Here is an 18,944-nt window from a genome sequence, read left to right on the forward strand (position 1 = left end):
CACAGCGTTGCCGGTTTTTTAATGACATTTTCGGGAGCTAAAGGGTCAGGGTTTCGACTCTTCGGTTTCCGGCAGAGTCACGTTCAACTCCAGAATCGAAATATCACCGTCTCTCTGCTCCAGCTGTACGCTGACCATTTCCGGGTCGATCTGCACGTATTTACAAATCACTTCCAGAATATCTTTGCGCAGCTGCGGCAGATAATGCGGTTCGGCATCGCCGCGACGACGCTCTGCAACGATGATCTGCAGGCGCTCTTTCGCAATATTGGCCGTGTTCTTTTTCCGCGAGAGAAAAAAGTCGAGTAATGCCATAATTTATCCTCCGAACAGGCGTTTGAGGAAACCTTTCTTCTCTTCTTCAATGAAGCGGAAAGGACGTTCTTCTCCGAGCAGACGTTCAACCGTATCGGCATAGGCTTTACCCGCATCCGAGGCATCATCCAGAATAACCGGTTCACCCTGGTTCGATGCGCGCAGTACGGACTGATCTTCCGGAATCACGCCCACCAGATTGATGCGCAGAATTTCCAGCACGTCTTCCATGCTCAGCATGTCGCCTTTGTTAACGCGGCCTGGGTTGTAACGCGTCAGCAGCAGATGCTCTTTAATCGGATCTTCGCCTCTTTCTGCCCGGCGGGATTTGGAGGCCAGAATGCCGAGGATACGGTCGGAGTCACGAACGGAGGAGACTTCCGGGTTGGTGGTGATGATGGCTTCATCAGCAAAGTACAGCGCCATCAGCGCACCGGTTTCGATGCCTGCAGGGGAATCACAGACGACAAAATCAAATTCCATCTTTTTCAGTTCTTCGAGAACCTTATCCACGCCTTCGCGGGTCAGGGCGTCTTTATCACGCGTCTGGGAAGCCGGGAGGATAAAGAGATTCTCGGTGCGCTTATCTTTGATGAGCGCCTGGTTCAACGTGGCATCACCCTGGATGACGTTAACGAAGTCATAAACGACCCGGCGCTCGCAGCCCATAATCAGGTCAAGGTTACGCAGGCCAATATCGAAGTCGATAACGACCGTTTTCTTTCCCTTCTGCGCCAAACCAGTAGCGATGGCCGCGCTGGAGGTGGTCTTGCCAACGCCTCCTTTACCCGAAGTCACAACAATAATGCGTGCCATAGAAATTCCTTGTTAAAAAGGGATTAATTCAACGATTGAATTGTCAAAGCGCTGCCGCCCAAACGCAGGCGCGCCGCTTTGCCATAAAATTCGGCCGGAATGTTATCACTCAGCCAGTATTCCCCCGCGATGGACACCAGTTCCGCCGAGAGGTTAGTGCAAAATATTTGGGCATCTCTGTCGCCGCCAGCCCCGGCAAGCGCCCGTCCCCGCATCATGCCATAGACATGAATATTACCATCGGCGATAAGTTCCGCTCCGGCACTCACATGGTTTGTAACAATTAGATCACAGTGTGGCGCATAAATGCGCTGACCGGAACGTACCGGCTGATCAATCAAACGCGTTTTTGTGATCTGATTAACAACCGGCGGCGGGGCGACAGGTTCAGGTGCTGCCTGACGGGTTATTTTTTCTTTCCCTTCGGTTAATAAAGGGATCCCGGCGCGGTCAATTTCCGTTTTCAGGCGAGGAAGTTTACACCCGCTCACACCCATAATACGCAAACCGGTGACCGCAATCGCTTCATGAAGAGCGCGCCAGTCGACGGCATCTTCAATGCTGCTAATATTCACAACCACCGGAGCATGACGTAAAAAGGCGGGGGCCTGGGCGATTTTGTCTTCTAACGCCTGACGAATAACCTCGGGATTTGCATCGTGCAAATGAACGACAGATAAGGTGAAGCTACTGCCCTTAAGTTCGATTGGCGTATTTGACATCCTGGCCTTACTCAATTTGCTGTTTATCACCCGCCGAAGTGCGGTGATATTCCGAAGACTAAAAGGCATGTTATAGTCACTCATATATTGAGGCAAGTGACCACAGGTCTAATTCCGAGTAAAACTATGTTTTGTGTGATCTATCGAAGTACTAAACGTGAGCAAACCTATTTATATGTCGAAAAAAGGGACGATTTCTCCCGCGTTCCCGACGAATTAATGCAAGGCTTCGGTACACCAAAATTGGCAATGATTCTGCCGCTTGATGGGCGGAAAAAAACCATTCACGCCGACCTGGATAAGGTTAAACAGGCCCTGACCGAACAAGGCTATTACCTGCAACTTCCCCCTCCGACTGAAAATTTACTCAAGAAACACCTGGCGGAACAGGGGAATAAATCTGATTAACCCATAGAGGGATAAAAATGTACCAACATCATAACTGGCAGGGTGCGTTACTGGATTATCCGGTGAGCAAAGTGGTTTGCGTGGGCAGCAACTATGCCAACCACATTAAGGAGATGGGCAGTGCAACGCCGGACGAGCCGGTGCTGTTTATTAAACCTGAAACGGCGCTATGCGATATCCGCCAGCCGTTGGTGCTTCCTGAAGGATTGGGTTCGGTACATCATGAAATCGAACTGGCGGTGCTGATTGGCAGCACGCTGCGTCAGGCAACCGAAGATCATGTGCTAAAAGCGATTGCAGGTTATGGCGTGGCGTTGGATCTGACTCTGCGTGACCTGCAGGGTAAATTGAAAAAAGCCGGTCAGCCGTGGGAAAAGGCGAAGGGTTTTGATAACTCCTGTCCAATCTCCGGATTTGTTCCTGCGGCAGAATTTCACGGCGACGCGCAAAACACGCCGTTGAGCCTGAAGATTAATGGTGATGTGCGCCAGCAGGGCACAACCGCTGACATGATCCATAAAATTGTGCCGCTTATTGCCTACATGTCGCGCTTCTTCACTCTGAAGGCGGGTGATGTGGTGCTGACCGGCACGCCGGAAGGCGTAGGTCCGCTAAGCAGCGGCGACGAACTGGAAGTGGGTTTCAACGGATTATCGTTGACCACCCGCGTGCTGTAACGTCCGCTTGCCGCCTTCTCCGGGCGGCAAAACTTGCATCGGCGTGCCAGACTGGTTATAAGGTGCACCCTGAATTGCAATGACGGACATCCCAATGAGCGAACAACCTTTCTGGCAACAAAAAACACTGGATGAAATGACCGACGCGGAGTGGGAATCACTGTGTGACGGCTGCGGACAGTGCTGCCTGCATAAGCTGATGGATGAGGATACCGACGAAATCTACTTTACTAACGTCGCCTGCCGTCAGCTTAATATCAAAACTTGTCAGTGCCGCAACTACGAGCGCCGCTTCGAATATGAACCGGACTGCATTAAGCTAACCCGCGACAATTTACCGACGTTTGAATGGCTGCCGCCGAGCTGTGCTTATCGCTTACTGGCTGAAGGTAAACCGCTGCCGCACTGGCACCCGTTGTTGACCGGCTCGAAGGCCGCGATGCATGGCGAACGTATCTCCGTTCGCCATATTGCCGTTAAAGAGTCCAACGTAGTGGACTGGCAAGATCACATCCTGAATAAACCAGATTGGGCGCAATAAGGCGCTCAGTTAATCTTTCTTCGCGTGAAACAGCCCGCTTTCGCCGTCAGCGTCATCTTCAACCCAGAAATTGATATTGAACTGCGCATCGTCGCTTAACTCAATACGATGCCAGTACTGCGGCGGGCTGGTGGCGAACTGACCGGCATTGATGACCACTTTCGCCTCTGGCTCCGTCGCCTGCTCATCAGCAAAACCATAGTACGTCACCGTTCCTTCCATGACGCAAAGCTGGCCGAAAATACCGGCGGCGGTATTGTGGTGCGTCAGCAGAGCGGCAGGAACGTTCTGTTTGGTGAAGAACGGGGTGGAGCGTTTTACTTTCCAGTTAGCGGGAATACGCAGATGAGACATCATAAGCTCCTTAGTGAATACGAATAAGATGTATTTAATATGAAACTTTAAGGGGCTGACGTCAACTCGCAGGTAAAAAAAACGCTCCCGAAGGAGCGCCTTAGTTGTAACTGGTTTTAGCGGCCGAAGAGATCGCGCTTTTTCGGCTTGAACGGCTGAGCGATAAGCACCAGTACGCCGATAACCAGGTAGGCGGCAAAGATCCCAACCAGCCACTGCGGCATTTCCAGCGTCAGGAACTCCCACTGGCGCACGGAACAGTCGCCGGTAGCGACGAATACCTGAGGCAGCCATTTATCCAGCGGCAGCCAGGTTGGGAAGCGCGCGGCAAAATCACAGGTCTGGAAGGGGGAAGGGTGAAGCTGGATCATGGTGTGCTCCCACGCCAGCTGTAGCCCGCGTAAGGCGCTGTAGAGCCAGATAACTATCGCCACATACCGCAGCGGTGATTTCGGGGCAATGGCGCCGACAATACCAGCACCCATCACGCCGAACAACGCGCTGCGCTCGTAAATACACAGTACGCACGGTTGTAGCAACATCACGTGCTGGAACCACAATGCAACCAATTCAAGAATAAACGCGGTTAGCGCCATCAGGAGCCAGGCACCGCGTCCCCTTGAGCACTGGTTTAAAAATCGCAACATAATCATTTCCCTGGAACATGCTAAATCATGGCAGTGTAAACGAAAACCGAAGCGACGCCAGCAGCTAGTCTGAAAATATTACGTAAACGAATATGGAGTACCCAAACTTGCCGCCTGGGTACTCCCGTTTTTATTTAAGCAACTGTGGCGTAACCAGCCAGCCTTGATCAAGCATCCACTGAGTGGCTGGCATCAAGCTAAACTCGACGCATGCCAGACCTACCAGGGCCAGGACGATGGTATAAGGCAACGCCATCCACACCATTCGACCATAGGAGAGACGGATCAGCGGTGCCAGAGCGGACGTCAGCAGGAACAGAAATGCTGCCTGACCATTCGGCGTGGCAACAGACGGCAGGTTGGTACCGGTATTAATGGCCACCGCCAGCAGCTCAAATTGCTGCATGCTGATGGTGCCTTGCTCCAGGGCTGCCTTTACTTCATTGATGTAGACCGTGCCAACAAAGACGTTATCGGAAATCGACGACAGCAGACCGTTAAACAGATAAAACAGTGACAGCTGGGCATGTGGCGAAGCCTCCAGGACAAATTCAATCACCGGGGCAAACAGCTGCTGATCGATAATCACTGCCACTATGGCGAAAAAGACCGTCAGCAGTGCGGTAAACGGCAGGGCCTCGGTAAACGCTTTGCCGATAGCGTGTTCATCGGTTATCCCAGAGAAAGTGGTAGCCAGAATGATCACCGAGAGGCCAATCAGGCCAACTTCAGCAAGGTGCAGCGCCAGCGCTGCGATAAGCCAGACGCCAATAATACCCTGAGCGATAAGACGCAGGCGATCCTGGCGACTACGAGTCTGGCGGCTGCGATCGTCGAAATCTTGCAGCACTTTACGCACGGTGGGTGGCAGCGGTTCGCCATAGCCAAAGATACGGAACTTCTCCAGCAGCAGACAGGTGACCAGGCCGCACACGAATACCGGCAGCGTGACCGGAATCATACGCAAGAAAAACTCACCAAATTGCCAACCTGCGGCTTTGGCGATAATCAGGTTCTGCGGCTCGCCGACCATGGTCATTACGCCGCCAAGCGCTGTGCCAACCCCGGCATGCATCATCAGGCTGCGCAGGAAACCGCGAAATTGCTCCAGCACATCGCGATAGTGCTGATCGATATGGCTATCGTCGAGCAGATCGTCATCGTCCGGCCGTGCCGAAGCAACCTTATGGTAAATGCCATAAAAGCCAACGGCGACGCTAATCACCACCGCCACAACGGTCAACGCGTCCAGAAAGGCGGAAAGGAAGGCGGACGCGACGCAAAACGCCAGCGACAGCAGCATTTTGCTGCGAATGCCTAATAGCAGACGGGTGAAGATGAACAGCAGCAGCTGTTTCATGAAGTAGATACCCGCCACCATGAACATCAGCAGCAGCAGGACTTCAAGATTACTGGCAACCTCTGCCCGGATATGCCCCGGACTGGTCATACCAATAAAAACAGCTTCAATGGCCAACAGACCGCCCGGCAGCAGCGGATAACATTTGAGAGCCATCGCCAGAGTGAAGATAAACTCGATAACCAGCAACCATCCGGCAATAAACGGATGAAGATAAAACACTATCGGGTTAATAATTAAGAAAATGATGAGAGTGAGCTTATACCAGTCCGGAGACTGGCCAAGAAAATTGCGCCATAGGGCGCGACCATAAGAGATTTCCACGACAGACATCCTTTCTCCGTCAAAATTGAAACAAGATTTTATACGTTACTATATGCAAGATTACCAGTTGCGCAAAAAGGGGCGCAACTTTCTTCGCATCGCGTTCATCAGGAAGTGAAAGTGTGAAATGAAAAGTTGAAAATGAAACGGCGATCCCTTTTTAATTACTTTCAGGCGCTATCTGCCCTATAGCGGCTCTGGTATGATGAGTAGAATTTGCAACGCTGTGTAATGGAAATCTTATTATGGTCATTAAGGCGCAAAGCCCGGCGGGTTTCGCTGAAGAGTACATCATTGAAAGTATCTGGAATAACCGTTTTCCTCCCGGCACGATCCTTCCCGCTGAACGTGAACTTTCTGAACTGATTGGTGTGACCCGTACAACCTTACGTGAAGTGTTGCAACGTCTGGCCCGCGATGGCTGGTTGACCATTCAGCATGGCAAACCTACGAAGGTGAATAATTTCTGGGAAACCTCAGGGCTTAATATTCTTGAAACCCTGGCGCGCCTCGATCACGATAGCGTGCCGCAGTTGATTGATAATCTGCTGTCGGTTCGCACCAATATTTCAACTATCTTCATTCGTACCGCTTTCCGTCAACATCCGGACAAAGCGCTGGAAGTGCTGGCTCGGGCGCGCGAAATCGAAGATCATGCCGATGCCTTTGCTGAGCTGGATTACAACGTTTTCCGCGGTTTGGCTTTTGCTTCAGGCAACCCGATTTATGGCCTGATTATCAATGGGATGAAGGGGCTGTATACCCGAATTGGCCGCCACTACTTTGCTAATCCCGAAGCGCGTAGCCTGGCGCTTGGCTTCTATCACCAGTTGGCAAAAGTGTGTGAAGAGGGCCTACATGAACAGGTTTATGAAATCGTGCGTCGCTACGGGCATGACAGCGGTGAGATTTGGCATCGTATGCAGAAAAACCTGCCGGGCGACTTAGCCATGAATATGCGTTAAGCAAGACCATATGATAAAAAACGCCCGGCGAGAAACCGGGCGTTTTGCTTTTCAGGGTTATAGCGGGTTTTGCCGCGGCGGAGTGCGTTCGAGCAATTCAACGCTGCCATCGGCATTTTGTTGTTCCAGCAAAACGTCAAATCCCCACAGTCGGTGCACATGCTTGAGGACCTCACGGCGTCCCTTATCCAGCGGCACGCGGTTATGCGGCACGTAGCGCAGAGTTAACGAGCGGTCGCCGCGCAGATCGACGTTCCACACCTGAATATTCGGCTCAAGGTTGCTCAGGTTGTACTGTGCTGAAAGCTTCGCGCGAATCTCACGATAACCCTCTTCATTATGAATAGCTGAAATTTCCAGGTAGTTATTGTGATCATCATCCAGAACGGTAAAGAAGCGGAAATCACGCATGATTTTTGGTGACAGGAACTGGCTGATGAAGCTCTCATCTTTGAAATCACGCATCGCAAAGTGCAGGGTTTCTAACCAATCGGAACCGGCAATATCCGGGAACCAATATTTATCCTCTTCCGTCGGCGACTGACAAATACGTTTAATATCCTGGAACATCGCAAAGCCCAGAGCATACGGGTTAATCCCGCTGTACCACTGGCTATTGTAGGGCGGCTGGAACACGACATTGGTGTGGCTGTGCAGGAACTCCAGCATAAAGCGCTCCGTCACTTTTCCTTCATCATAAAGATGATTAAGGATGGTGTAGTGCCAGAACGTTGCCCAGCCTTCGTTCATGACTTGCGTCTGCTTCTGCGGATAAAAGTACTGGCTGACTTTGCGCACGATGCGCAGGATTTCACGTTGCCACGGTTCCAGCAGCGGCGCGTTTTTCTCCATGAAATAGAGCAGGTTTTCCTGTGGCTCGGAAGGATAGCGGCGCGCCGCTTCAATGGTTTTTTCCTCCTCGCGCTTCGGCAAGGTACGCCACAGCATATTCACCTGGCTTTGCAGATACTCCTCACGGCTTTTCTGCCGCGCCTTCTCCTCCTGGAGGGAGATTTTCTGCGGGCGTTTGTAGCGGTCAACGCCATAGTTCATTAGCGCATGACAGGAGTCGAGCAGCTTTTCGACTTCATCAACGCCGTAGCGCTCTTCACATTCGGTGATGTATTTACGCGCAAAGATCAGATAGTCAATGATCGAGCTGGCATCGGTCCAACTGCGGAACAGGTAGTTGTTTTTGAAGAACGAGTTATGTCCGTAACAGGCGTGCGCCATCACCAGTGCCTGCATGGTAATGGTGTTCTCTTCCATCAAATACGCGATGCAGGGGTTGGAGTTAATGACGATTTCATAGGCCAGACCTTGCTGACCATGTTTGTAGGCTTGCTCGGTCTCGATGAATTTTTTACCGAACGACCAGTGCGGGTAGTTAATCGGCATGCCGACGCTGGAGTAAGCATCCATCATCTGCTCGGAAGTAATGACTTCGATTTGGTGCGGATAGGTGTCAAGACGATACAGCTTCGCTACCCGATCGACTTCTGCCAGATAGGTCTCCAGCAGCTCAAAAGTCCAGTCGGGTCCATCGCTTAAACGGGTTGTGTCCTTGTTCATGGAATCAATCGTAGCCATTAGCGCGCCCTCGTTGTTGATGGTTCTCTCTGTACGGAAAACCTCATAACAAGCATAGAACACGGTGCTACAAACTGCGTCCGCCAGCAATTTCTTTTCTTCGCGATTTCACAATCTTAAAGGCGTTATTCATCACTTTAATCAGAATTTTATTCTGCGGAAAAATGAAGCGTAGCAGGAGATAGTAAAACATTGGTGTCAGGTATCGCGCGGCGTCGTGTGAGATAAGTCACCATAAATAAAGCGTATGTTGAATAATATTTTCATCTGAGTTATCAATTTGTAATCAGATGATTGTTCTTTAACTATTACGGAGTCGCTATGCGAATCGTCATACTGGGAAGTGGGGTGGTTGGGGTCGCGAGTGCATGGTATTTAAGCCAGGCAGGACATCAGGTGACGGTTATCGACCGCCAACCGGGTCCCGCTGAAGAGACCAGCGCTGCTAACGCCGGACAGATCTCTCCGGGCTATGCCGCACCGTGGGCGGCACCAGGCGTGCCGCTGAAGGCGATTAAATGGATGTTCCAGAAACACGCTCCTCTGGCCATCGGTCTGGATGGCACCCAGTTCCAGTTGAAATGGATGTGGCAGATGCTGCGCAACTGCGACACTCGTCACTACATGGAAAATAAAGGGCGCATGGTACGGCTGGCGGAATATAGTCGCGACTGCCTGAAAGCGCTGCGCGAAAGCACCGGAATCCAGTATGAAGGCCGTCAGGGCGGCACCCTCCAGCTTTTTCGTACCGACAAACAGTTCGAAAATGCCACCCGTGATATCGCGGTACTGCAGGATGCGGGGGTGCCTTATCAACTGCTGGAAGCGAATCGACTGCTGGAAGTTGAACCGGCACTGGCTGAAGTGAGCCACAAGCTGACCGGCGGTTTGCGCTTACCGAATGATGAAACGGGTGACTGCCAGCTCTTTACCACGCGTCTGGCGTTGATGGCTGAGCAGGCGGGCGTGACTTTCCGGTTTAATACTTCAGTAGATGCTCTGTTATATGAAGGAGAGCAAATCTCCGGTGTGAAGTGCGGAGCTGAAATCATCAAAGCCGACGCTTACGTCATGGCTATGGGTTCATATTCAACGGCGATGCTGAAAGGGCTGGTGGATATTCCGGTTTATCCGCTGAAAGGCTATTCACTAACGATTCCAATTGCACATGAAGACGGCGCGCCGGTATCGACTATCCTTGATGAAACTTACAAAATCGCCATCACCCGCTTTGATAATCGTATTCGCGTCGGCGGGATGGCGGAGATTGTCGGTTTTAATAAAGAGCTGTTGCAGCCCAGGCGTGAAACGTTGGAGATGGTGGTACGCGATCTGTTCCCGCGCGGTGGACACGTTGAACAAGCGACATTCTGGACCGGGCTGCGCCCAATGACCCCAGATGGTACGCCAGTGGTCGGTCGCACAGCGTATAAAAATCTGTGGTTGAACACCGGGCACGGTACTCTGGGCTGGACGATGGCTTGCGGTTCCGGACAGTTGATTAGCGATCTGATTTCCGGGCGTACTCCAGCGATCCCGTATGATGATCTTGCCGTTGCCCGCTACGGCCGTGGTTTTATCCCGACTCGCGCTCAACATCTGCACGGTGTTCACAATTAACAAGGAGCTTTCATGTCCCGTCCAGTCAAGGCCAGCATTGATATGTCAGCCTTACGACAAAATCAGCAAATTGTTCGCCGCGCGGCACCCGGCTCGCGCCTGTGGGCGGTCGTTAAAGCGAATGCATATGGCCACGGTCTGGCGAGGGTCTGGAATGCGTTAAGCGCGGCAGACGGTTTCGCCATGTTAAATCTGGAAGAGGCGATCCTGCTGCGTGAACTGGGCTGGAAAGGGCCGATACTGATGCTGGAGGGTTTCTTCCATGCTGATGAACTGGCGCTGTTTGATAAATACCGCCTGACGACCAGCGTGCACAGTAACTGGCAAATAAAAGCGCTACAGCAAGCAAAACTCCACGCGCCGCTTGATATTTACGTCAAGGTTAATAGCGGCATGAATCGGCTGGGCTTTATGCCGGACCGTCTGCAAATCGTCTGGCAGCAGCTACGGGGGCTCAAGAACGTCAGTGAAATGACGCTGATGTCGCACTTTGCCGAAGCGGAAAATCCGCATGGAATTGTGGAGCCGATGCGGCGCATTGAGCAGGCTGCCGAAGGGCTGGATTGCCCGCGATCGCTGGCCAACTCAGCGGCAACCCTGTGGCATCCGGAGTCGCATTTTAACTGGGTCAGACCGGGGATTGTGCTCTATGGCGCTTCGCCTTCCGGTCTGTGGCAGGATGTGGCTAATACCGGGCTGAAGCCGGTGATGACGTTAAGCAGCGAGATTATCGGCGTGCAGAATCTGAAACCCGGTGAAGCGGTGGGATATGGCGGCATTTACAGGACTACGCAGGAGCAGCGAATTGGCATCGTGGCCTGCGGATATGCCGATGGTTATCCCCGTTTAGCGCCGAGCGGTACCCCAGTGCTGGTTGACGGCATACGCACGACAACGGTAGGGCGAATATCGATGGATATGCTGGCGGTGGATTTAACCCCTTGCCCGCAGGCGGGGATTGGCACACCGGTCGAATTGTGGGGTAAAGAGATTAAAATTGACGATGTCGCTGCGACCAGCGGCACCGTCGGTTATGAACTCATGTGCGCTCTTGCGCCGCGAGTGCCGGTTGTGACAGTGTAACTTAATGTGAGGCGGATCACTCCGCCTCATCTTCCGCCATCCGAACGCCGACTCTCAGGACGTGATCTTCCTCTTTTTCCGCCACCGTCCACACCATCCCGGCAAACTCCACCTGATCGCCGACAACCGGTGCTGCGCCTAATAGATGCTGGACAACGTCGCCTAGCGACTGCTGCTGGTCGCGGAACTCTTCGCCGCCGTCAATGCCGTAAATCTGCGCCACATCGGCGAACTTCGCGTTGGCATCAAGAATGAAATCACCGAAGAAACGCTGATCGAGCGCCACCGGCGGCGACTGGCTAAACATTTTACCCAGTGCGGGCAGATCGCGCTCGCGGCCGATTACGCAGAGAATGTCGCCTTCCAGCAGGCGCGTGCTGCCGGTGGGGTGCAGCAGAACGTTGTCGCGAAACAATGCCGCAATGCGCGTTTCCGGTGGCATATGCAGATCGCGCAAGGCCGCACCAATGCACCACTTCTCAGCGCTGAGCTGATAAACGAACTGTTCCCACGGATTCTCCGGGTGAATATCCAGCCCGACGCGGGAGATAGGCGAACCAATCGGCGGCACCACCACTTTGGCCTTTTTCGCCGCCCACGATAACGATGTTCCCTGCAGCAGCAGCGATACCAACACCACGAAGAAGGCCACGTTGAAGAACAAGCGCGCGTTCTCCAGTCCTGCCATCATCGGGAAGACGGCGAGAATAATTGGCACCGCGCCGCGCAGGCCGACCCAGCTGATGAAAATGCGCTCGCGCAGATTAAAACCGCGAAATGGCAGCAGACCGGCAAACACCGACAGCGGTCGAGCGATAAAAATCATCCACATCGACAGGATCAGCGCCGGGATAGCGATGGGCCAGAGATCGGACGGTGTCACCAGCAGACCAAGCACAAGGAACATGGCGATTTGCGCCAGCCACGCCAGGCCATCAAAGTTTTGCAGAATGCCGTGGCGGTTACGAATCGGTCGGTTGCCCAGCAGGAAGCCGCACAGATACACTGCGAGGATGCCGCTGCCGTCCAGTGAGGTGGTCACAGCAAAAATCATGATCCCGCCGCTCAGCGCCAGCAGAGGGTAAAGACCGGTAGGCAGCACAATGCGGTTGATCATCTGTAGCAGCAGATAGCCGCCGCCGAGACCAATGGCAATGCCCAGTCCGAACTGCTGCACGATATGCACCACGAATATCCAGCTCAGGCCGGTTTCGTGCTGCTGAATCATTTCGATAAGAGTAATGGTCAGGAACACCGCCATCGGATCGTTGCTGCCGGACTCTATCTCCAGCGTGGAGCCGACGCGTTCGTTCAGGCCTTTGCCACCAAGCAGTGAGAATACCGCCGCTGCGTCGGTCGAGCCGACGATTGCGCCGATCAGCATTCCTTCAATCAGATTGAGGTTGAATAGCCAGGCTGCCATCATGCCGGTCAGGGCGGAGGTTATTAATACCCCCACCGTGGCGAGTGAAAGCGCGGGCCACAGAGCAACGCGAAAGGAACTGGCCTGGGTGCGCATCCCGCCATCCAGCAGAATCACCGCCAGCGCCAGGTTGCTCACCATATAGGCGAAAGGATAGTTGTCAAACGGGATGCCGCCGATACCGTCAACGCCTGCCAGCATCCCAATAGCTAAGAAGATAACCAGAATGGGGATGCCGAGGCGTGAGGAAAAGGAACTTAATAAGATGCTACAGGTTACTAAAACAGAACCCAGAATAAACAGACTAATGACCGCAGCGGCGTCCAATGTTGACGTACTCCTTACTGGCGTGAAGATTAATTAAAAACTACACCATTTTAACAATCTGACGCTTATCAGGATATGCGTTAGAGGAATTTTTATTCGGCCAGCACCGGATGCCCGCTAATGGTTAACGTGGTGATGGACGCGTTGTTCACCAGCAGCGCCCGCGCACCGAGCGGTAGGGTCACGGTACGCTGTTCATGGCCGAAATCCAGGCCGCTGATGACAGGGATGTTAAGCTGCGCGCGAAGGTAGTCGTATACCATCGGCAGGTCATATCCGGCGTCGTAGTCATTGGCGTTTGCTCCGGTAAAGCCGCCGAGAATAATCGCCCGCTGGCGCGCCAGAATGCCGCTATTGAGCAACTGCAACAGCATTCTTTCGACGCGGAACGGATGCTCGTTAATATCCTCCAGGACCAGAATGCCGTCGCTAATTTGCGGTAGCCACGGCGTACCGATAAGCGAGGTCAGCATCGCCAGATTACCGCCCCATAGGGTGCCGTCGGCGCGACAGCTCGGCCCATCGCCGTGCCATTCAAGCGTAAACGCCGGATTATGCAACGCCTGCCAGAAATGATGATCGGTAAATTCATTAAGCGTTTCAGCGCCAAAGTTTCCGGCCAGCATCGGGCCGCTAAAAGTGATTATGCTACCCTTTGCCAGCAGGCCCATTTGAATGGCGGTGAAATCGCTATGGCCGCAAATAAGTAGAGGATCCTGCAGCTGGCGAGCGACCAGCGCCGGCCAGTCAATGTGCGGCAGCAGGCGAGTCGCGCCGTAGCCACCGCGTACCGCCAGCACGATGCGGTTTTTGCCGTCGAGAGAGGCGAGCTGGTTGATATCGGCAAGGCGTTCACTCTCAGTTCCGGCGAAACGCAGCGCCCGGCGAGGGATAACCTCTTCGTGCGTGACCTGATGTCCGGCCTCCTGCAGACGTTGAACGCCGCGGTTCGCCGCCTCCTGATTGATGCAATAACCGGAAGGAGCGATGAGATAAAACTGAGACATGACAATTCCTTGCTAAGAATGAAAGGGTTATCATGCCGCCTGGAGCGTTTATTGTCATCTTCAGGCGGCAAACTTCAGCCAATAAGGATAGATGTGTGAAATTGAGATGGTGTGTTTTTTTAGTGGTCTTGTTGGCCGGTTGTAGCTCGAAACATGATTATCGTAATCCGCCGTGGAACGCGGAAGTCCCGGTTAAGCGGGCGACGCAGTGGATGCCAATCAGTGAAAAAGCCGGTGCGGCGTGGGGCGTTGACCCGCAGCTGATTACCGCAATCATCGCCATTGAGTCCGGTGGCAACCCGACGGTGGTCAGCAAATCGGGCGCGGTTGGCCTGATGCAACTTAAACCTTCGACATCCGGTCGCGACGTCTACCGGCGCATGGGCTGGAGCGGCGATCCTTCGGTGAGCGAGCTGAAAAATCCTGAGCGCAATATTTCCATGGGCGCCGCTTATCTGAGCATCCTTGAAAACGGTCCGCTGGCCGGTATTAAGGACCCTCAGGTGATGCGTTATGCGGTGGTGGTTTCCTATGCCAACGGCGCGGGCGCGCTGCTGCGCACGTTCTCGTCTAATCGCCAGGATGCGATTGATGACATTAACGATATGGATGCCGATGATTTTTTTGAGCACGTAGCGAAGAAACATCCAGCCCCGCAGGCCCCGCGCTATATCTGGAAGTTACAGAAAGCGCTGGACGCGATGTAAGATATCCTTTCCCCCCGCAGGTATTGCGTCCTGCGGGGTAAACTCTTCAGGCAACCTAATCCTCTGTGTGAAGCGAAGTGATATCGCTTATCGGCCCAATCAACTCTTTATATTCCCGATAGTGCTCAGGAAGGGAGTCCACGCCGTTTACCGCAACATAGAGCATGGCCGTGGCGTCATCCATTTCATCCCCATTGCCCGCGAGTTTTGCTCGTAAAGCATCAATGCAGGCATGGGCGGCATTATGAGAGATACCGTTGAAATCCAGACGGTTTTGCTCCCATATGGTGCTTATCCATAATGGCAACCACAGCGAACAGCCTATAAGCATTAACAACCAACTAAAGATGCTGTCGGCGATGTTGTGATAGATAAGCACCCTACAAACTAATATTGCTCCCAGGGTAATCGAAGGAATGCCGATCATCAGCACATTACACCAGCGGCGTAGCGGGCTTATGGCTATACCTGCGTTGCGTATGTGTTCCTGCCAGATGTTGATTCTGGCGATGCTGAGGCTGGAGGGCAGATCTTCGTGACACGGTTTTCGTACCTCGAAATGGTCAAATAATATTCTTTCTATAACGTTCATTTCGCAGGAGGCATAGCGGCCATTGGCTAAAACCAGCGCGGCCTCTGGGCTCCACAGATATTTTTTATATAATAAGCTAAACATTGCCAGATGAATCACCCTTGTCCCTTCACCATCAATCCACGCCAATAACCACGGGTCGATATCGGTAACGTTCAGTTGAGTTTTAGCCGCAGGCCGCGTAAGAATGATAATAATCCCTATAAGAAAATAAATGACCGGAATGATAACAACGAAACAGCCGAGAAATGCCAGAGGATGCATATGCATAATAAAATCCCACACGATATTCCCCTTTGGTTAATCGAGCCGTTGCACAGAAAAAGGATAATTTACCGACCTGATGATTTCCTGGTATTCGCGATATCTCTCGGGGAGCAGGTTGGTTTTGCCGATGGCGACGCAATAGTCGGCTGTTTCGTCCGTTATCTCCTCTGCGTCAGTGATGAGCTTATCCTTTAACTTTTCTACATAACCGCGAAGAAGATTAATGGAGATTCCTTCCCGGTCCAGGCTAGTGAGATTCAGCGTGATAAATAACATGAATAACCACCACAGACCCGAGCAGACAAACATTACAAGCCAGCTGAATACGCTGGAATTCAGCAGAGCGTCATTATCGAACAACGTTTTCCAGGCTAAGGTGGCGATTAAAAAAATCGAAGGAACGGCAATCAGCAGCGTGTTCCACGTTTGTTGCGTGGGGCTTAGCATCAGGTCTGCGCAGCGGGTATCTTCAGACCAGTGATTTTTCTCGGCGACGTAGAGGGTTATGGGTAAATCCTTGTCGCTGGGTTTTGGCGTAGAAAAATGATCAAAGAGTATTTTTTCTACACAGGTCATTTTGTTCTCGGCGTACTGCTGATTTGCGCATAGCTCGATACCCTGGGCGGAGTGAATAATAGCGACGTAGTTTTTTCTTAATAGCCTGAACATCGCCAACTGAATAACGCTGGTGCCTTTATTATGCAGCCAGGCTAAAAAAGAGGGAGGAATGGAATAGGGGGGCGGTACCGGAGTGCCTTTCTCACAAGGGCGAGCCATCTTGATAATGATATTTACCAGGATATATATCACCGTGGTGGATAAAACGTAATAGCCCATAAAGGATAATGGATGTAAATCGGAGATAAAACTGACGGCTGTTTTCACTTTTTATTCCTTGTGCCAGTCATGACATGATTTTTCGGGAGATCCTTCCCGGTAGCCAGAGTGGTATGGTGCTCAAGATACCCGTAAAAAGATAACAGCGGAAATACTCTAAAGGAAGATGCGCGACGGAGGCCCGCCGCGCGAAGGTTTATTGTGTGGCTTTTTTATCCTCTGGCGTAGCCGGTTCATTCGCTGCGGGCTGAGTCATACTGTTTGCCGCCTGACCGACGTCGTCATTTGCCGCCGGGCGCGTAGTGGGAACGGAGTCACACGGTTTCTCTTTCGGGCACAGCAGATCCAGCATCTTCAGCGTGACGCCGTTGGTCCAGCCAAAGCCGTCCTGTAATGGATATTCGCCACCGCCGCCGCCGGTACCCGTCGAGCTGACATCATACTTTTCAACCAGCTTCTGCTTGCTGTCGTAGGTGTGCTGAACGTTGCTCAGGAAACGCCAACTCACCTCCATGGCTATTTTCTCCTGACCATATTTTTGCAGGCCCTCAGCGGCGACCCACTGAAGCGGTGCCCAGCCGTTCGGCGCATCCCACTGCTGGCCGCTGTTCACGGTGGTGGTCGTTATGCCGCCAGGTTTGAGCAAGCGGGCTTCCGTAGCGGCGGCGACTTTCGCCGCGCGTTCGCTGGAGGCGGCGTTGACGTACAGCGGGAATAGCGCCGCAGCGGTCAGCTGATTGCGTACCTTATGACTTTTCAGATCGTAATCAGCGTACCAGCCCTCTTTATCATTCCACAGGTATTGTTCCAGCGCTTTCTGCCGGGCGTTGGCTAAGGCGTCAAACTGCGCGGCTTTTGCGTTGTCTCCCGCCGCTTTACTGGCGCGAGCGATGGTTTTTTCCATATGGAACATCAATGAGTTCAAATCGACCGGAACGATGCTCGTGGTGCGGATGGTGCCAAGCTGCTGAGGATTATCCATCCAGCGGGAGCTGAAATCCCAGCCGGAAGCTGCGGCAGAACGCAGATCGCGATAGATCTCAGTCGCCGGACGGTTAGGGTTATTTTTGGCGGTCGTGACATCATCCAGCCAGGATTCCGGGCGAGGGGTGTCGTTATCATCCCAGTAGCGGTTTAGCAGCGCGCCATCAGCCATGCGCACCACGCGCTTGTGCGCGCCGCCGGGCTCAAGCGCCTGCGCGCCATCCATCCAGTACTGGTACTCTTTCTCCATCTGGGGCAGCCATTTTTTAAGCGCCTCGTCACCATCATGTGTCGCCAGTAGTTCAACCATAAACGAGAAAAACGGCGGCTGCGAGCGGCTCAGATAGTAGGTTCGGTTGCCGTTGGGGATATGGCCCCAGGCGTCAATTTCAGCGGCGAAGTTGGTGACCATATCTTCGATTTTATCCCAGTGCCCGCTCTCCGCCAGGCCAAGCATGGTGAAATAGCTATCCCAGTAGTAGACCTCGCGAAAGCGTCCGCCGGGAACGACATAAGGTTTTGGCAGCGGCAGCAGCGAATCCCATTTTTCCACTTCCACGGTACTGCGGGTGAGCACCGGCCACAGCCCGTCAATATGCTGGCGTAACGTCTGCCCCTTTGGCGGCACGTACTGGTCGCTCTCTCCTGGCAGGGTAAAGTTGAGTTCGACGAAGTGGCGTAAGTCGAAGCTGGTCTGATTCTTCTGCATGCGGTAATCAGCAAGGATCATCAACGGGTCGCTGTTAGGGACGGCATCGGCGAAGGTTTTCTGGTCGGAGAAGAGTTTAGCGCTTTGCACATCGTTAAACAGCGGGCCAAGCAGAACGTCCGGTGATTGCGGGGTTGGACGAGGCTCTTCAGCCTGTACCGTCAACGTCGCCAGGGTGAAGAGCGCGCCGCCGAGTGCCAGACGTAGAACATAAGGCAGGGTTGCGGGGCGATGGGAAACAGAACACTTCATTGATGGTTCTCCTTATCATGTAGACTTTGCGCCACTGCATTCGGTTATCAGAAAACCTTAGACGAATATCCGCCGCTGCGCGTGTCGGAGGTAACATTTTGCGCCAAAACAGACTATTTACCGTAGACCTGCCATCAATGATGGAAACATTATTTTGGTGAATATAGAAAATTGATAAAAAACGTAATCCACTAGTAAGAAAAATAAATAGACAAGCACTATGGCATTCTTATATGGGGGTTTTTATAACCTCAGCCCTTTTACTCAAAAATAAGCTGCCACGGATTAAAACATGTGATCTGACAAACAAAAATCCGCGCATTAATACCGTTGACGCCTGACAGGATCACATAAATAAAAAAACATAAATAATTTATAAAAAAACATAATGGCATCAGTACTCCAGATAAGTGAAAA

At 52.6% G+C, this 18,944-nt stretch carries 18 protein-coding genes and 1 pseudogene; 7 read left to right on the forward strand and 12 right to left on the reverse strand.

The genetic code is table 11. The features are described 5' to 3' along the window. Positions 1-45 precede the first annotated feature (45 nt). The 3 genes from minE to minC are packed head-to-tail and all read right to left on the reverse strand — an operon-like array spanning position 46 to position 1,853. Positions 46-315 (reverse strand): cell division topological specificity factor MinE, encoded by a 270-nt coding sequence (minE, locus tag AC07P6_RS11990; protein ID WP_004103270.1) that lies wholly within the window; start codon positions 313-315, stop codon positions 46-48. Positions 316-318: 3 nt separating this feature from the next. After that, positions 319-1,131 carry a septum site-determining protein MinD gene (gene minD, locus AC07P6_RS11995; RefSeq protein WP_110274247.1) on the reverse strand — a complete coding sequence of 271 codons (813 nt, stop codon included), beginning with the start codon at positions 1,129-1,131 and terminating at the stop codon, positions 319-321. Positions 1,132-1,154: 23 nt separating this feature from the next. After that, positions 1,155-1,853, reverse strand: coding sequence for a septum site-determining protein MinC (gene minC / locus AC07P6_RS12000; protein WP_181486394.1), 699 nt, complete (start codon positions 1,851-1,853; stop codon positions 1,155-1,157). A 126-nt stretch (positions 1,854-1,979) separates the two neighbouring features. Here minC and AC07P6_RS12005 point away from each other — a divergent pair, with 126 nt between their 5' ends. The 3 genes from AC07P6_RS12005 to AC07P6_RS12015 all read left to right on the forward strand — a co-directional run bounded on the left by AC07P6_RS12005 (position 1,980) and on the right by AC07P6_RS12015 (position 3,479). Further along, on the forward strand, positions 1,980-2,261 hold the full coding sequence (locus tag AC07P6_RS12005; protein ID WP_110274245.1) for a YcgL domain-containing protein: 282 nt from the start codon (positions 1,980-1,982) through the stop codon (positions 2,259-2,261). Positions 2,262-2,278: 17 nt separating this feature from the next. Then, positions 2,279-2,938: a fumarylacetoacetate hydrolase family protein gene (locus AC07P6_RS12010; protein WP_434662902.1), complete on the forward strand. Its 660-nt coding sequence runs from the start codon at positions 2,279-2,281 to the stop codon at positions 2,936-2,938. 94 nt (positions 2,939-3,032) lie between these two features. Further along, positions 3,033-3,479, forward strand: coding sequence for a YcgN family cysteine cluster protein (locus tag AC07P6_RS12015; RefSeq protein WP_142670527.1), 447 nt, complete (start codon positions 3,033-3,035; stop codon positions 3,477-3,479). Between the two features lie 9 nt (positions 3,480-3,488). Here AC07P6_RS12015 and AC07P6_RS12020 read toward each other — a convergent pair whose 3' ends face one another. The 3 genes from AC07P6_RS12020 to nhaB form a co-directional block, all read right to left on the reverse strand. Then, positions 3,489-3,833 (reverse strand): TehB family protein, encoded by a 345-nt coding sequence (locus tag AC07P6_RS12020; protein WP_478316980.1) that lies wholly within the window; start codon positions 3,831-3,833, stop codon positions 3,489-3,491. A 116-nt stretch (positions 3,834-3,949) separates the two neighbouring features. Next, positions 3,950-4,480: a disulfide bond formation protein DsbB gene (dsbB, locus tag AC07P6_RS12025; protein WP_110274241.1), complete on the reverse strand. Its 531-nt coding sequence runs from the start codon at positions 4,478-4,480 to the stop codon at positions 3,950-3,952. A 130-nt stretch (positions 4,481-4,610) separates the two neighbouring features. Next, positions 4,611-6,164: a Na(+)/H(+) antiporter NhaB gene (gene nhaB / locus AC07P6_RS12030; protein ID WP_478316982.1), complete on the reverse strand. Its 1,554-nt coding sequence runs from the start codon at positions 6,162-6,164 to the stop codon at positions 4,611-4,613. 245 nt (positions 6,165-6,409) lie between these two features. Here nhaB and fadR point away from each other — a divergent pair, with 245 nt between their 5' ends. Further along, positions 6,410-7,129, forward strand: coding sequence for a fatty acid metabolism transcriptional regulator FadR (gene fadR / locus AC07P6_RS12035; protein ID WP_110274240.1), 720 nt, complete (start codon positions 6,410-6,412; stop codon positions 7,127-7,129). Positions 7,130-7,186: 57 nt separating this feature from the next. Here the strand turns inward: fadR and AC07P6_RS12040 are convergent, their stop codons facing one another. Beyond that, on the reverse strand, positions 7,187-8,719 hold the full coding sequence (locus AC07P6_RS12040) for a SpoVR family protein (RefSeq protein WP_110274239.1): 1,533 nt from the start codon (positions 8,717-8,719) through the stop codon (positions 7,187-7,189). Between the two features lie 321 nt (positions 8,720-9,040). Between AC07P6_RS12040 and AC07P6_RS12045 the strand changes: the two genes are divergently transcribed. Together AC07P6_RS12045 and dadX are read left to right on the forward strand one after the other, a co-directional pair. Next, entirely contained in the window at positions 9,041-10,339 is a 1,299-nt protein-coding gene (locus tag AC07P6_RS12045) for a D-amino acid dehydrogenase (RefSeq protein ID WP_182239530.1), read from the forward strand. Between the two features lie 12 nt (positions 10,340-10,351). Next, on the forward strand, positions 10,352-11,422 hold the full coding sequence (gene dadX, locus AC07P6_RS12050) for a catabolic alanine racemase DadX (RefSeq protein WP_304259865.1): 1,071 nt from the start codon (positions 10,352-10,354) through the stop codon (positions 11,420-11,422). 82 nt (positions 11,423-11,504) lie between these two features. Here dadX and AC07P6_RS12055 read toward each other — a convergent pair. Next, positions 11,505-13,172, reverse strand: a pseudogene (locus AC07P6_RS12055) (potassium/proton antiporter); the annotation flags it as partial. Positions 13,173-13,264: 92 nt separating this feature from the next. Further along, positions 13,265-14,179, reverse strand: coding sequence for a muramoyltetrapeptide carboxypeptidase (gene ldcA, locus AC07P6_RS12060; RefSeq protein ID WP_478316416.1), 915 nt, complete (start codon positions 14,177-14,179; stop codon positions 13,265-13,267). 95 nt (positions 14,180-14,274) lie between these two features. Between ldcA and emtA the strand changes: the two genes are divergently transcribed. Next, positions 14,275-14,886 (forward strand): membrane-bound lytic murein transglycosylase EmtA, encoded by a 612-nt coding sequence (gene emtA / locus AC07P6_RS12065; RefSeq protein WP_478316418.1) that lies wholly within the window; start codon positions 14,275-14,277, stop codon positions 14,884-14,886. Between the two features lie 55 nt (positions 14,887-14,941). On the opposite strand, the gene AC07P6_RS12070 is transcribed toward emtA, so the two are convergent. The 3 genes from AC07P6_RS12070 to AC07P6_RS12080 form a co-directional block, all read right to left on the reverse strand. Continuing rightward, positions 14,942-15,763, reverse strand: a complete 822-nt coding sequence (locus AC07P6_RS12070; protein ID WP_478316420.1) for a DUF2207 domain-containing protein — start codon at positions 15,761-15,763, stop codon at positions 14,942-14,944. Between the two features lie 15 nt (positions 15,764-15,778). Next, the gene (locus tag AC07P6_RS12075; RefSeq protein WP_478316422.1) at positions 15,779-16,630 is read right to left on the reverse strand and encodes a hypothetical protein; all 852 of its coding nucleotides are present in this window, start codon (positions 16,628-16,630) and stop codon (positions 15,779-15,781) included. Positions 16,631-16,778: 148 nt separating this feature from the next. Next, the gene (locus AC07P6_RS12080; protein WP_478316424.1) at positions 16,779-18,527 is read right to left on the reverse strand and encodes an alpha,alpha-trehalase; all 1,749 of its coding nucleotides are present in this window, start codon (positions 18,525-18,527) and stop codon (positions 16,779-16,781) included. Positions 18,528-18,944 lie beyond the last annotated feature (417 nt).

This window comes from Klebsiella sp. GFKo11, from assembly GCF_056490265.1.

What these genes read in the sequence shown, in the direction of transcription:
- dadX (WP_304259865.1), top strand. Translation starts at nt 10,352, where the DNA reads ATGTCCCGTCCAGTCAAGGCCAGCATTGATATGTCAGCCTTACGACAA.
- minD (WP_110274247.1), bottom strand. Translation starts at nt 1,131, where the DNA reads ATGGCACGCATTATTGTTGTGACTTCGGGTAAAGGAGGCGTTGGCAAG.
- AC07P6_RS12020 (WP_478316980.1), bottom strand. Translation starts at nt 3,833, where the DNA reads ATGTCTCATCTGCGTATTCCCGCTAACTGGAAAGTAAAACGCTCCACC.
- AC07P6_RS12040 (WP_110274239.1), bottom strand. Translation starts at nt 8,719, where the DNA reads ATGGCTACGATTGATTCCATGAACAAGGACACAACCCGTTTAAGCGAT.
- minC (WP_181486394.1), bottom strand. Translation starts at nt 1,853, where the DNA reads ATGTCAAATACGCCAATCGAACTTAAGGGCAGTAGCTTCACCTTATCT.
- AC07P6_RS12005 (WP_110274245.1), top strand. Translation starts at nt 1,980, where the DNA reads ATGTTTTGTGTGATCTATCGAAGTACTAAACGTGAGCAAACCTATTTA.
- dsbB (WP_110274241.1), bottom strand. Translation starts at nt 4,480, where the DNA reads ATGTTGCGATTTTTAAACCAGTGCTCAAGGGGACGCGGTGCCTGGCTC.
- AC07P6_RS12045 (WP_182239530.1), top strand. Translation starts at nt 9,041, where the DNA reads ATGCGAATCGTCATACTGGGAAGTGGGGTGGTTGGGGTCGCGAGTGCA.
- AC07P6_RS12010 (WP_434662902.1), top strand. Translation starts at nt 2,279, where the DNA reads ATGTACCAACATCATAACTGGCAGGGTGCGTTACTGGATTATCCGGTG.
- minE (WP_004103270.1), bottom strand. Translation starts at nt 315, where the DNA reads ATGGCATTACTCGACTTTTTTCTCTCGCGGAAAAAGAACACGGCCAAT.
- ldcA (WP_478316416.1), bottom strand. Translation starts at nt 14,179, where the DNA reads ATGTCTCAGTTTTATCTCATCGCTCCTTCCGGTTATTGCATCAATCAG.
- fadR (WP_110274240.1), top strand. Translation starts at nt 6,410, where the DNA reads ATGGTCATTAAGGCGCAAAGCCCGGCGGGTTTCGCTGAAGAGTACATC.
- AC07P6_RS12015 (WP_142670527.1), top strand. Translation starts at nt 3,033, where the DNA reads ATGAGCGAACAACCTTTCTGGCAACAAAAAACACTGGATGAAATGACC.
- AC07P6_RS12080 (WP_478316424.1), bottom strand. Translation starts at nt 18,527, where the DNA reads ATGAAGTGTTCTGTTTCCCATCGCCCCGCAACCCTGCCTTATGTTCTA.